At 69.6% G+C, this 13,520-nt stretch carries 12 protein-coding genes; 8 read left to right on the forward strand and 4 right to left on the reverse strand.

The window, feature by feature from the left end; all coding sequences use genetic code 11:
- A partial coding sequence (locus QMO76_RS29130) for an ATP-binding protein (RefSeq protein WP_306364558.1) occupies positions 1-2,462 on the reverse strand: 2,462 nt, incomplete at its 3' end.
- Between the two features lie 319 nt (positions 2,463-2,781).
- On the opposite strand from QMO76_RS29130, the gene QMO76_RS29135 reads away from it, so the two are divergent.
- From QMO76_RS29135 to QMO76_RS29160, 6 genes are all read left to right on the forward strand, one after another.
- On the forward strand, positions 2,782-4,878 hold the full coding sequence (locus tag QMO76_RS29135) for an AMP-binding protein (protein ID WP_306364559.1): 2,097 nt from the start codon (positions 2,782-2,784) through the stop codon (positions 4,876-4,878).
- A gap of 73 nt (positions 4,879-4,951) precedes the next feature.
- Positions 4,952-5,347, forward strand: a complete 396-nt coding sequence (locus QMO76_RS29140) for a hemophore-related protein (protein ID WP_306364560.1) — start codon at positions 4,952-4,954, stop codon at positions 5,345-5,347.
- A 25-nt stretch (positions 5,348-5,372) separates the two neighbouring features.
- On the forward strand, positions 5,373-6,080 hold the full coding sequence (locus tag QMO76_RS29145) for a response regulator transcription factor (protein WP_306364561.1): 708 nt from the start codon (positions 5,373-5,375) through the stop codon (positions 6,078-6,080).
- A 149-nt stretch (positions 6,081-6,229) separates the two neighbouring features.
- On the forward strand, positions 6,230-7,531 hold the full coding sequence (locus QMO76_RS29150; protein ID WP_306364670.1) for a sensor histidine kinase KdpD: 1,302 nt from the start codon (positions 6,230-6,232) through the stop codon (positions 7,529-7,531).
- A gap of 30 nt (positions 7,532-7,561) precedes the next feature.
- On the forward strand, positions 7,562-8,770 hold the full coding sequence (locus tag QMO76_RS29155) for a YhgE/Pip domain-containing protein (RefSeq protein WP_306364562.1): 1,209 nt from the start codon (positions 7,562-7,564) through the stop codon (positions 8,768-8,770).
- 97 nt (positions 8,771-8,867) lie between these two features.
- Positions 8,868-9,164 (forward strand): hypothetical protein, encoded by a 297-nt coding sequence (locus tag QMO76_RS29160; RefSeq protein ID WP_029930944.1) that lies wholly within the window; start codon positions 8,868-8,870, stop codon positions 9,162-9,164.
- A gap of 145 nt (positions 9,165-9,309) precedes the next feature.
- On the opposite strand, the gene QMO76_RS29165 is transcribed toward QMO76_RS29160, so the two are convergent.
- Positions 9,310-9,672 (reverse strand): FKBP-type peptidyl-prolyl cis-trans isomerase, encoded by a 363-nt coding sequence (locus QMO76_RS29165; protein WP_306364563.1) that lies wholly within the window; start codon positions 9,670-9,672, stop codon positions 9,310-9,312.
- Positions 9,673-9,783: 111 nt separating this feature from the next.
- On the opposite strand from QMO76_RS29165, the gene QMO76_RS29170 reads away from it, so the two are divergent.
- Both QMO76_RS29170 and QMO76_RS29175 read left to right on the forward strand, forming a co-directional pair.
- Complete coding sequence (locus QMO76_RS29170; protein WP_306364564.1) at positions 9,784-10,587, forward strand: RNA methyltransferase; 804 nt, start codon at positions 9,784-9,786, stop codon at positions 10,585-10,587.
- On the forward strand, positions 10,584-10,880 hold the full coding sequence (locus tag QMO76_RS29175) for a DUF2537 domain-containing protein (RefSeq protein WP_306364565.1): 297 nt from the start codon (positions 10,584-10,586) through the stop codon (positions 10,878-10,880). The genes QMO76_RS29170 and QMO76_RS29175 overlap by 4 nt, the downstream gene beginning before the upstream one ends.
- A gap of 66 nt (positions 10,881-10,946) precedes the next feature.
- On the opposite strand, the gene QMO76_RS29180 is transcribed toward QMO76_RS29175, so the two are convergent.
- Complete coding sequence (locus tag QMO76_RS29180) at positions 10,947-11,723, reverse strand: hypothetical protein (protein WP_306364566.1); 777 nt, start codon at positions 11,721-11,723, stop codon at positions 10,947-10,949.
- Between the two features lie 610 nt (positions 11,724-12,333).
- On the reverse strand, positions 12,334-13,404 hold the full coding sequence (gene sepH, locus QMO76_RS29185) for a septation protein SepH (RefSeq protein ID WP_306364567.1): 1,071 nt from the start codon (positions 13,402-13,404) through the stop codon (positions 12,334-12,336).
- Positions 13,405-13,520 lie beyond the last annotated feature (116 nt).

Below are 13,520 nucleotides of genomic sequence, written 5' to 3' on the forward strand. Positions count from 1 at the left end.
GGCGGCGCACCCGGCCCCGGCCGCGGCGGCAGACCGCCGGGCGCACCCGGCGCACCGGCCTGGCGGCGCATCATATTGGCGGCGAGCCCGCCGCCCGGACGCGCCGGACCCTCGCCGGGCTGACGCGGCTGCAGATTGGTATTCGGCTGCCCGGACGGGGGCACCGGATTGTTCGCGCCCGGCTCACGCTGCGGTAGCCCGCCCGGTCCGGGCGGCGCGACGGTGTGGCGGACGGTCGGACCGCTGGTACCCGGCTGCCGCTGCGGCAGCCCACCCGGCCCGGCGGGCGCGGCGCCACCCGGCGCACGCTGCGGCAGTCCCACCGCGGCACCCGCCGACCCCGGCGACCGCTGGGGCAGTCCACCGGACGCACTCGCGGCGGTGGGCGCGGGGGCACCGGCACCCGAACCGGAACCGGCCGGAATCGGCCCGCTCCCGCCCGGATCCACGGTCACCATCACATTGCCGGTGGCGGTGCGGGTGACCGCCCGCATCTGCATGGAGGACGGGGCCGACGGCTGCGGGCCGCCCGGCTGCGGGGCGGGCTGCTGACCACCCGGCTGCGGCGGCACCGAAATCGATCCGCCCGGGGCCAGGATGAGCGCCTTGGGCACATGCACGGTCACGGTCACACCCGGATCGCGCGCGGTGTCGAAGGTGGGCCGCAGCCGCACGGTCAGACCGTGCCGCTCGGCCAGTCGGCCGACCACGAACAGGCCCATGTGGCGGGCGGTGTCGGGACCGACCTCGGCGGTGGTCTCCAGTCGACGGTTGATCTCGGCCATCTCGGCGGGCGGCATACCGATGCCGCGGTCGGCGACCTCGATGAGCAGACCGGTGTCGTGCGCCTGAGCGAAGGTGAACTTCACGTCCGTCTCCGGCGGCGAGGCGCGCAGCGCGTTGTCGAGCAGCTCGGCGAACAGGTGCGCGAGGTCGGAGGCGGCCGGTTCGACCAGTGAACCGCGCGGCGTGGCACCCAGTTTCACGCGCTCGTAGTCCTCCACCTCGGAGATGGCCGCGCGCAGCACGTCGGCGATCTCGACCGGGGCGGACTTGGACCGGCGCTGCTTGGTGCCGGCGAGAATCAGCAGGTTGTCGCCGTTGCGTCGCATACGCGCGGCGAGGTGGTCGAGGCGGAACAGGTTCTCGAGTAGGCGCGGGTCCTTCTCGTCGTACTCCATCGCCTCGATGAGGGTGAGCTGGTGGTCGACCAGCGATTTGGAGCGGCGGGCCAGGGTTTCGAACATGTCGTTGACCTGGGTACGCATGGCGGCCTGGTCGGCGGCCAGGCGCAGCGCCTGCCCGTGGATGTCGTCGACGGCGCGGGCCAGCTGGCCGATCTCCTCGTCGGTGTCCACCGGCATGGGCTCGAGCGGAACGTCTTCCGGGTCCGCGCCGTCGCGCAGCGCGGAGACTTCTTGGGCCAGATCGTGTTCGGCGACGCGCAGCGCGGCCAGACGCAGCCGGCGCAGCGGCACGATCATCGAGCGGGCCATCAGCACGGCCAGGGCGAGCGCGCCGAGGATGGTGGCGATGACGACGACCGCGTAGCGGATGGCGTCGGTGCGCGCGGTGGCGGCCAGGGCGTCCACGCGGGACACGATGGACTTGGTCGATTCGGTCGCGATGGTCTGGTAGTTGTCGACGCTGACGACCAGCGAATCCTTCAGATCCGTCACCGGCAGCTGACCGGCGCTTGCCTCCGGGCCGCCGACGAGTTGCAGCCGGATGTTCACCTGGTTCTGCAGCTCGGAGATGAGCGGATCGCCATCCGGGAACCGGTGCGCGAGCACGGCGAGCAACTGGCGTTCGGTGCTGATGCCGATCTGGATGTCGCGCACGCCATCCTTGGGGTTGTTGCGTAGCGCCTCGGCGAATCCGGCGACCTCGCCGACCAGTACGGCACGGGAGTTCAGCGAGTCGACCAGCTGCAGCTTGGCCTGGTCGACGGACTTGTCGGCGACGGTGGCCACGATGGACTCCACCGTGTTGACGCTGTTGCCGCGGATCCGCTCGATCTGCGCGACCGTGTCGGGAACCGACTCCGAGGGGGCGAGACCCTGTGCCCGAATGGCCTTGGCGGCCACGATCATGTCGTCCAGCGCGGTGCGCGCGTTGGGCATGTCGCTCAGCTTCGGAGCGGCCTTCTCGGCGAACTGGATCGCGGTGTCCAGCTGGGCGAGTTCGGGATCGGTCGTGAACGAGTTCCCGCCGATCTTCACCATCTGACCACCGGCGACCTGCGACGCGGTCGCGCTGAGGCCGGTGATGGCCGGAATCACGCTGACGTGTTCCACCGCCGCGGACAGCCGTGTCGACTCTCGGAACTCCGCCGAGATCCTGGAGGCGCCGAGCACCACCGCGACCAGCAGTGGGACGGCCAGCACAGCCGTCACCTTCCAGCGCAGGTCCCAGTTGCTCAGCGCCCAGCGCTTGCTGCCGGAACTAGCGGCGTCGCGCATCTCCCACTCACTTTCCAAACTGGCCCTGGCCACGCGCTATCAGCGAGCCTCCACGATCGCACGCTGGGCTCGACAGGCAGAGCTGGCCGAGAACTGCGGCTGGCCGAGAAATTGCGTCCATGACGGCCGAAATATGTGACATGCGATTCTAACGGATCAATAACTTCTTGTGTGACCTCTTGGCAACCACCGGTCGCTGACCTGCCTGTTCCAGACAAAATCAAAGGTCGCGGCGTCCGCCCGGACGTCGCGTGAAGTCTGCCACAATCAGGCAGATCTATCGAGGCGGGCATCGACGGGGAGCTAGGGAGTCACGGGGTTGAACGCGAAGCAGGAGTACCGGCCGGCGTACCAGACGAGCCTGGTCGATCCTTCGGAGTTCTGGCTCGCCGCGGCCGAATTCATCAGCTGGGAGGTGCCTCCCAGCCAGATCATGGACCCGACAACCCGCCCGACGGCCCGGTGGTTTCCCGATGCTCGCCTCAACACCTCCTACAACGCACTCGACCGCCATGTGCGCGACATCACATCGGATGATGACCGGTCCAACGGTCACACCGGGGGTCGCGCCGATCAGCCCGCCCTAATATACGACTCCGCTATGACGGGCGCCAGGCTCATCTATACATATAGGGAGCTACTCGACGAAGTCGCCCGATTTGCCGGATCCCTTCTGCGCCTCGGTGTCCGAACCGGCGACCGAGTCGTCATATATATGCCGATGATCCCGGAAGCCGTGGTCGCGATGCTCGCGTGCGCGCGCATCGGCGCGGTCCACTCCGTGGTCTTCGGCGGGTTTGCCGCCCCCGAACTCGCCGCCCGCATCGACGACGCCGAACCTGTGCTCATCATCACGGCATCCGGTGGACTCGAACCCGGCCGCCACATCGAGTACCCGCCCATCGTGCTGCAGGCCCTCGACATCGCCGAGACCACCGCGCCCCGGCTCGTCCTGGTGAAGCAGCGCGACGGCTTCCCCACCATCCGCTTCCCCACCCCGCAGGCCGCCACCGAGAACCTGCCCGATTCCGCCGAAACGGTGGCCGCGCGCTGGCTGGACTGGGAAGACGCCGTCCGCGACGCCGAACCGGCCGAACCGGTATCCCTGGCCGCCACCGATCCGCTCTATATCCTCTACACCTCCGGAACCACCGGGAAGCCCAAGGGCGTGGTGCGCGACAACGGCGGCCACGCGGTGGCGCTGGCCTGGTCCATGCGCAATATCTACGACGTCGCCCCCGGGCAGGTCATGCTGACCACCTCCGATATCGGCTGGGTGGTCGGACACTCCTACATCGTCTACGCGCCGCTGCTGATGGGCGCGACCACCGTGCTGTACGAGGGCAAGCCCACCGGCACACCCGACGCGGGCACCTTCTGGCGGCTGATCGAGGACTACGGCGTCGATGTGATGTTCACCGCGCCGACCGCGCTGCGTGCCATCCGGCGCGCCGATCCGCAGGCGGCGGCCGCCAAACGCCACGACCTGTCCCGGCTGCGCGCGCTGTTCTGCGCCGGGGAGCGGCTCGATCCGGCCACCTACGAGTGGGCGACCACCATTCTGCTGGCCGACCACCCGGACTGCCCCGTCGTGGACCACTGGTGGCAGACCGAGACCGGCTGGCCGATCTGCGCCAATCCGCTGGGACTGCAACAGCTCCCGGTCAAGCCCGGCTCGGCCGCGGTGCCGGTGCCCGGGTACCGGCTGCGGGTGCTGGACTCCAACGGCAACGCGGTGCCCGCCAACACCGAGGGCAATATCGTGATCGGGCTGCCGCTGCCGCCCGGCACACTCACGACACTGTGGCGCGATGACACCCGCTTCGAGCGCAGCTATCTCTCCGCGTATCCCGGCCACTATCTGACCGGCGACTCGGGATACTTCGACGAGGACGGCTACCTGTTCGTGCTCGGCCGCACCGACGACGTGATCAATATGGCCGGGCACCGGCTCTCCGCGGGCGGAATCGAGGCCGCCATCTCGGGACATCCGGCCGTCGCCGAGACCGCGGTGATCGGCATACCCGACGAGCTCAAGGGGCAGCGGCCGATCGGGTACGTGGTGCTCAAACAGGGCGTGGACATCGACCACGAACAGCTGCGCGGTGAGGTGACCGAGCGGGTGCGCGACCGGGTCGGGGCCATCGCCACCCTCCACGACGTGGTCGTGGTGAGCGCGCTGCCCAAGACCCGCTCGGGCAAGATCCTGCGCCGCACCATCCGCCAGATCGCCTCCGGCGAGGAGTACGAGGTGCCGCCCACCATCGAGGACGCGAGCATGCTCGACGTGCTCGAACGGCAGGTCGGCGATGCCGCCGAACTCATGCGCAGCGGTGAACGCACCCCGCCGCTGCCCCTCGACCAGGACGCCGCCGACAGCGGCGACACCCCGGTCGACCCGGCCGTCACCAACTGAACGGGTTTCATCTTCAAGAACTTCTCAGAAACCGTTCATCGGGCCCTCGAGCGATTGGCCTAGCGTCGGGCGCATGTCATCTCTGCACAGCCGTCCGCGCCGCGCCGTCGCCGCCGCGGGAGCCTTCGGCGCTCTCACCGCGGTATCCGTCTGGCTCTACCCCGCGACGGCCGCCGCCGCGCCCGCCGATCTGGTCGCGCCGCTGCTCACCTCCACCTGCACCTTCGACCAGGTCGATGCCGCACTGCACGACAAGGCCCCCGCCCTGGCCCAGTTCCTGGACCAGAATCCCGACACCAAGGCCGAACTGCGGGCCAAGTTCGACCAGCCCATCGAACAGCGCCAGGCCGAGTTCGACGCCTATGTCCGCGCGAATCCGGAGGCCGCCGCCCAGGCCGAGAACGATCCGAGGGCCGGTGGAATCGCCGCCGCCATCCAGGCCGTAGCGGAGTCCTGCCACAACTACTGACCTCGACTGCGCCAAAATGGACACCGTGGCCGAACGCGGAGAGACCCCGACCGTGCTGGTAGTCGACGACGACGAGGATGTGCTCGCCTCCGTCGAACGCGGGCTGCGGCTCTCCGGGTTCCGGGTGGTGATCGCCCGGGACGGCGCCGCGGCCCTGCGCGCCGTGACCGAGGAGTCGCCGGACGCGGTGGTGCTCGATATGAATATGCCGGTCCTGGACGGGGCCGGGGTCGTGACGGCGCTGCGTGCCATGGGCAACGAGGTGCCCATCTGCGTGCTCTCGGCGCGCAGCTCCGTCGACGACCGCATCGCCGGACTCGAATCGGGTGCCGACGACTATCTGGTCAAACCCTTCGTACTGGCCGAGCTGGTGGCGCGGATCCGCGCGCTGCTGCGCCGCAGCAGCGACGCCGCCGCGCCCACCACCCCGGGCGGCATCACCGTCGGACCGCTCGAGGTGGACGTGGCCGGATACCGGGCGCTGCTGCACGGCAAGGAGATCGAACTCACCAAGCGGGAATTCGAGCTGCTGTCCACCCTGGCCCGCAGCGCCGGGGTGGTGCTGAGCCGGGAACGGCTGCTGGAACTGGTGTGGGGCTACGACTTCGCCGCCGACACCAATGTGGTGGACGTCTTCGTCGGCTACCTGCGTCGCAAGCTGGAATCCGACGGAACGCCGCGACTGCTGCACACCATCCGCGGGGTCGGATTCGTGCTGCGGGCACCGAAGTGAACACCCCCCGTTCGGTTCGCGGCGCGTCCCGGTTCCGGACCGACCGGAGCGGAGGAGCGAAGCGAGGGAGCGGAGGGCCAATCAAACACAGACGGTCGTATTCGCTGCGCACCCGCGTCGCCGCCGCGGCGGCGCTCGGCGCGACCGTCATCGTGGCCGCGCTGTCCTGGGTGACCATCTACGCCATCGAGCGCAACAATCTCGCCCAGGCCGACCAGCAGTTGACGCTGGCCTCGCAGATCGTGCTCATCGAGCCCGTGCTGTCGGTGAATGTGCTCGAATTCCTCGGGGCCAACAAGGATCTGGCGATCACCGTCCGCAATCAGCAGGGTCTGGTGGACAGCACCCGGACCGAACTGCCGAAGCTGCCGCTGGGGTCGGAGACCGTCACCGTGGGTGACGTGCCCTACCGGGTGCTCACCACCGATCAGAACCAGCCGCCCGGACGCGTTGTCTCCCTGGGCATTCCGACCACACAGACCGCCGAGGCCACCGCCGAGCAGCGGCGCTGGGTCCTCGTCGCCGCCGTGGTGGCGGTGGTCGCCGCGGCCGCGCTGGGCTGGCTGTTCGGCGGACGCGCGGTACGCCCGATCGCCGATCTGACCCGGCAGGTCGATGAACGCCGCCCCTCCAATTCCGGTGGGCCGCTGCCGGTCGACGGCTCCGGCGTCCGCGAGGCCGAGAAGCTGGCCGACGCCGTCAACACCATGCTGCGGCGGGTGGACCGGGCGCAGGCCGAGACCGCCGCCGCGCTGGAGACGGCGCGCGACTTCGCGGCCGTCTCCGCACACGAACTGCGCACGCCGCTCACCGCCATGCGCACCGACCTCGAGGTGCTGCGCACCCTGGACCTGGACGAGACGCAGCGCGCGGAGATCCTGGCCGATCTGCAGCGCAGCCAGGACCGGGTGGAGGCCACCCTGGCCGCCCTGGAACGGCTGGCCGCCGGCGACCTCACCGATGAACGCGACCACGTGGAAACCGATGTGGGCGATCTCTGCGACACCGCCGCCCACGACGCCATGCGGCACTTCCCCCAGCTGAAGGTGCGCATCGACACCGATGCCGAACTGGTCACCCGGGGGCTGCCCACCGGGCTGCGGCTCGCCCTCGACAATGCCCTCGCCAACTCGGCGCGGCACGGGCGGGCGACCGAGGCGCTGCTGTCGGCGCACCGGGCCCGCAACGGGCACATCATCATTTCCGTGGACGACAATGGGCGCGGAATTCCCGAGGCGGAACGCTATTCGGTATTCGAGCGCTTCTTCCGGGGCAGTCAGGCCAGCAAGGGCGGTTCCGGACTGGGGCTGGCATTGGTCGCGCAGCAGGCGCAATTGCACGGCGGCCGTGCCTATTTCGACGACGGCACGCTGGGCGGCGTACGGTTGGTGCTGGATCTGCCCGATCGCACCGCATCCCTTACCGAACCCTCAGACAATCGCCAGAGCTGAGGACATTTCGTACCCGTACGGTCGCTAAGCGTGTCCGCCAACAGCACCTCGAAGTCGACCGCGTCGCACCGCACCGGAATCCGCGGCCGCAAACGCCTGGTCTTCGCACTGCTCGCCCTCGTCCTGACCGGAGCGCTCGCCGCCGGTGCGGTCGCTTATCTGCGCTGGTCGGATCCGCCCACCGCGGTGGCGCTCGTCAACGAGGACGAGGGTCCCCTCGGCGAGCGCATCGCCACCAGCCTGCGCGAGGGCGGCGCGCAGGAGTGGGAGGTGGTCGACGAGGCCGACACCTCCGAGTACGCGGCGATCGTCACCCTGCCCGCCGACCTGTCCACCTCCGTCGCCTCGCTGGCCACCGCCGACCCGCAGCGGGCGCGGGTGGAGGTGAGCACGAACGATCACGCCGACCCGAACCTGGTGAACGACGCGGTCACCGAGGTGACCCGGCAGATCAGCGCGGCCGGGATGGACACCGTCTTCGCGCTCATGAACTCCGCGCGCGGGCAGGTGTCGCAGGTGGCGTTCACCGCCACCCTGCTGGGTGCGGGCGTGCAGGCGGCGGCCGACGGCGCGGAGCAGTTCCAGGGCGGGGCCGACGAGATGCTTGCTTTCCTGGAGAGCGCGAAATCCGGTGCGGGACAGATCACTTCGGCCATCGCCACGCTCGAGCAGACGGTGTCGGCGGCGACCGCGCAGGCCAACTCCTTCGCCGACACCCTGGACACCACCGGCGTGACGGTCGGCCAGGTGCAGCAGTCGGCGACCACGCTGAGCAGCGGACTCGCGACGGTGCTGCCGCTGCTGCGCGCCCTGCCGTTCGCGGCGGATCCGCAGCTGGCGGACATCATCACCCAGCTCGAGGGGCTGCGGAAGGTCGCCGACGAGGCCAGCGCGCAGCTGACCGGATTCGGACAGCTGACCGGCACCCAGGTCACCCCCGACACGCGAATCGGCCAGCTGCTACGCGACGCCGCCGTGCGCCTCGGCGACGCCAGCGCCCAGCTGGGCCAGGGCGCGCAACTCGCCGAACAGATCCCGCAGCTCGCCGATCAGGGCGCGGCACAGTTGCTCGCGGCCATGCAGGCGCTCACGGGTGGGGTGGACCAGCTCCAGAATGTCACCACCACCCTGGGCAAACAGGCGAATCAGGCGCTGACGACGCTCACGAAGGGCAGCGGCGGACAGCAGTCACAGATTGCTATCAGCCTCGCCGACCCCGTCGAGATCGTTCGCAAATAACAAGATCACAGGGTTTAGAATTAGCCCGATTTGCTCTGGTCGACCGGTTTCACAAGAAGCTCCATCCCACCATCTGGTATTCGGAGAGGAACTGATCGTGAGCAGTATTCTCGTCGCCGCGCACGACCTGTACGGAACCGTTGTGGCACAGCAGTACACGAATCCCACGTCGGAAACCCCTCCGGCCGCCGACAAGCTCATGAAGATGTTCCGCTATTTCACCTGGTTCGCCCAGATGTCCGGAATTGCCGCCATCACCTACGGCGGCGGCCGCTTCGCCTGGGAGAAATGGGGCGGCGGCGGACTCCAGTCCCCGAAGATGGTCGCCAACGCCATGCTCGGCGGTGCGACGGCCACCAGTGCGGGCACCATCATGAACGCGGTCGTCGGCTAGGGCGGGCTCGTCCGCCTCTCCGGGACTTCGGCGGGCGGCAGAGTGCCGTGGCACTCGCCGCACCCGTGCCGGCGGTTCCGGAGCGAACCTATTCTGGACGTGCCCACTGTGCTGATGCGCGGCGGGCACGGCCACGTCCGTCCGCTCAGCTCACGCCGAGCAGGTCGATGATGAAGACGAGGGTCTTGCCGGAGAGCTGGTGCCCGGCGCCGGCGGGACCGTAGGCGAGCTCCGGGGGGATGGTGAGCTGGCGGCGGCCGCCGACCTTCATTCCCGGGATGCCCTCCTGCCAGCCCCGGATGAGGTTGTTCAGCGGGAAGTCGATGGACTCGCCGCGGTTCCAGGACGAATCGAACTCCTCGCCGGTGTCGTACTCGACGCCCACGTAATGCACATCGACCTTGTCGCCGGGCTTCGCCTCGGCGCCGGTGCCCACCTCCAGGTCCTTGATCACCAGCTCGGCGGGGGCGGGGCCTTCCTGGAATTCGACTACCGGCTTGTTGCTCATACGCTGTCCTCTTCGCGATCGGGGATCCTGCGGTCGTGCTTCACCTTATGACGACGTGCGGCGCCGGTCCGGAGCCGGGCCGCGCATGTCGCCAGGGCAGGATGGTTGCCCGTGGCCGAAGTGATCGATATCGACGACCCCGCCGACCCGCGCGTCGCCGACTTCCGCGACCTCAGCAATGCCGACCGCCGACCGGACCTGCCGGGTGGAAAAGGGCTGGTCATCGCGGAGGGCGTGGTGGTCGTGCAGCGCATGCTGACCTCCCGGTTCGCCCCCTTCGCACTGTTGGGCACGGCACGGCGGCACGAGCAGCTGGCCGACGACCTGGCCGGGGTCGACGTGCCGTACTACCGCGCCTCGGCCGAGGTGATGGCGCGGGTGGTGGGGTTCCATCTCAACCGGGGTGTGCTGGCCGCCGCCCGGCGGCCGCCGGAGCTGTCGGCCGAGCGGGTGCTGGCCACCGCGCGCACGGTCGCGGTGCTGGAGGGGGTGAACGATCACGAGAACATCGGATCCATCTTCCGCAATGCCGCCGGTCTCGGCGCGGACGCGGTGCTGTTCGGCGACCGCTGTTCGGACCCGCTGTACCGGCGCTCGGTGCGGGTGTCCATGGGACATGTGCTGCGGGTGCCGTTCGCGCCGCTGCCGGAGCTGCCGGGCGGATTGGAGCCGCTGCGCGCCAACGGCTTCCAGACCATCGCCCTGACCCCCGATCCCGCCGCCCCCGCCCTGGCCGCGGCCATGACCGGAACGAAGGTGGCGCTGCTGCTCGGCGCCGAGGGCCCCGGTCTGACCGAGGACACCATGCGGGCCTGCGACATCCGGGCCCGGATCCCCATGACACCGGGAACCGATTCGCTTAATGTGGCCACCGCGGCCGCCATGGCCTTCTACGAGAGAGTCAGGACACAGTGACCTATCCGCCGGACGGACCCTACGGGTACGGGTACTCCGAGCCGACCCCGTGGGCGGCCGGACTCACCGTCGTGGTCATGGTCGCGCTGCTCACCGCCTGCGGCGTGTACGCCTTCGGCGCGGCACTGGCGCAGGTGCATCCGCTGCTGGCCATCGCGGTGAACCTGGTCGCGGTGGGCGGCGTGCTCCCCACGGCGTGGCGCTGGCGGTTCGCGCCGGTCACGCGGTGGGTGATCGCGGGGCTGGGCGCGGGCGTGCTGCTGGGCTGGATCGCGCTGCTGATCGGCGTGTAGCGGCAGATCGGCGTGCGGGACGGGCCGAGGCATTGTCCGGCCGTGCCCCGGCAGCGGTGTCGCGGTTCAGCTCACTCGGTCGCGGCCGCGCAGCCAGTGGAGGAGTCCGCGTTTGCCGTTGTGGTCGTGGGCTGGTTCGGCGGGGGCTTCGGGCTTGGGGGCCTGTCCCTTCGGGAACAGGGAGAAGCCGCAGACCTCGATCTCCTCCGGCATCAGCGGCATATCCGCGAGGGTGGGGATGTCCTCCGGCGCGACGCCGGGGGCGCTGGTCGCGCCGTTTCGGTAGCGGAAGCCGAGCCATTCGGCATTGGCGGCGTCGGCGAAATCCGGTGGGTCGAAAGGCAGGAACTGCGGGTCGGGCAGTTCTCCGGCGCGCAGTTGGATCGGATGCTCCCCTGCCCAGTACGGGCGCTCCCAGACCCGGGGCAGGCCCTCGTCCTCGAGGATGTTCACCCGGGTGGCGCTGAAGGCGCGGCGGAATTCCCCGCGCTCCCAGTACGCGAACGCACCCCAGCCCATGGCGAGGTCGTAGGAGACGAGAAAGGTGTGCTCGGATGCCAAGGGGCGCACCAGTAGTTCCGGCAGCCGGGTCGGGCGCGCCAGCGCGGCCTGGGTCGAGCACACCACCGTGACGCCGGGATAGCAGCCGATGTAGACGGATTCGGGATCGGGTCCGGCCCAGACCTTCATGGTTCCGGAGGCGGCGGGGACCACGTCGCGATCCGGATTGAGCTGCTTGGCCAGGGCGAAGGCGGCATCGGGATCGGGGCCGGGGTGTGCGCGCAGGACGGCTACCGGATCGGGGGCGTCGACATACCAGAGCGAGGAGACTGTGGACGGCACAGGCGCGACACCTCCCGAGATCTTTACATCCCAAGTGTAGCTATTATCGAGCTACATTAAATGGTCGAATGCCCAGCCAGCGTGTGATCGACTCGGCAATCACTGCCATCATGAAGAAATCTACCCCTGTCAGGCCCGAAATGGCGTGGTTGCGCAAGGACTTTCCGGGCGCGGCGGACACCCGGGCGATCCGATCGCACTCGGCCTTACCGAACGAATCGGTCGGTACGCACCAACACAGTGAATCAGCAGGTAGTCACACCGCTCCGTACTCTCGACGCGCAACACGCCCACCGCACCCCTACTCGCACACGGATATCCGTCCCGCGCCGATAGCTAATTCCCAGCGCATACTGTGATCCGTGCACCGCTTGCCGCGCACACCCGGCCCGGGCGGGCAGGCGGGCAGGCGGGCAGGCGGAAAACAGTAGACCAAACGGCGGCGGGCCGTACGGCAGCGTTCAGCGGGGCGCGACAGCGGCGATTCTCGAGGATTGCGCGCGACCCTGCGACCGCAGAGGTGCCGGGGCGCTGGGCGACAGTGTCCGGCGGGTGGTTCCCGCGCCACGACGGCGCGGGTCCACGGGGGCGAAGGTGTCGCGGCGCGGGCTCAGTGGCCCGAGCTGCGCACGCCTAGGAGCACGTCCTCCCACGACGGCATGGGAGCCTTGCCGCCACGCTTGGCGCGGTTCGGCTTCTGCTTGGGCGCGGGCTGTGCCGCCGGTTCGGCGGGCTTGCTCTCGGCGGGCTTGGTCTCGGCGGCCGGGGCCGAAGGCGTCACCGCGGCCGGGGCCGAAGGCGTCACGGCGGCCGGTTCTTTCGGCGCGGCGGGCGCGGCCGGTGCCGGGGCGGGCGCGGCGGGCACAGCGGGCGCGGTGGGCACAGCGGGTACCGCGGGCGCGGCGGCCGGTACGGTGCCGTCCCCCACGGCCGGCCGCTGCTCGTAGAAACCGTCCAGGCTCTGCTGGTCGGAGACGCGGGTGGTGGCGGGCGCCTCGAACTCCGCGCGTTCGCGCGCCGGCGGGGCCGGGGCGGGTGCGGGCTCGGCGACCGGCTCGTTCTGATCCGGCAGGATGGTGGCCAGACCGCGCAGCGCACGGCCGAAATCCGGATCGATCAGATCGGAGGCCGGATCATCCAGCGGCACCACCGAACCGCCGTGCGCGTCGGGCTGGTAGCGCCAATGCGCGGCGATGACCGAACGCCCCGCCTGCCACTGCAATTGCGCGACCCAGTAGCCCTTCTCGTCCTTCCAGGCATCCCATTCGGCGACCTCGATATTGTGGCCGCGCTCGGCGAACGCCGCCGACACGATCTCGATGAGAGTCTCCACCGACGGCCCGTCATTGCGCACCGGATGCGCCTTCTGCGCCAGCTCGGCGGCCCGCTGCCGCTCCAACAGGACCGGGTAGGCGAAACGCTCCACCCGGCTGGCGGGCATGCCGGACTCCTCGGTGACCTGGTCGACCGAAGCACCCGCTCGGATACGGGCCTGGATATCGCGAGGACGCATCGTGGCTTCCGTTTCGATCTCGATCTGGCCGAATCGGGCAAGGTCTCCGCGCGCCGCGGCACGCAGTTTGTCGTCGGCGGCGAGCCGGTACTTCTGACCGGTTTCGGTATCGATGCACACGATGTGCGTGGAATCGGGCGTCAATCCGATCACTCGAAGTTCACGCACCGTTACCTCCTTATCGCTGCTTCGATCACAGCCAGGCTCGCGACACCGCCCATATACTGGAACAGTAGTGCACTTCTGAGATTAGTGGGTCAAGACACGCAGGCGCGGAAATCTGC

It is taken from the genome of Nocardia sp. CC227C, assembly GCF_030767025.1.
Taxonomy (GTDB): domain Bacteria; phylum Actinomycetota; class Actinomycetes; order Mycobacteriales; family Mycobacteriaceae; genus Nocardia.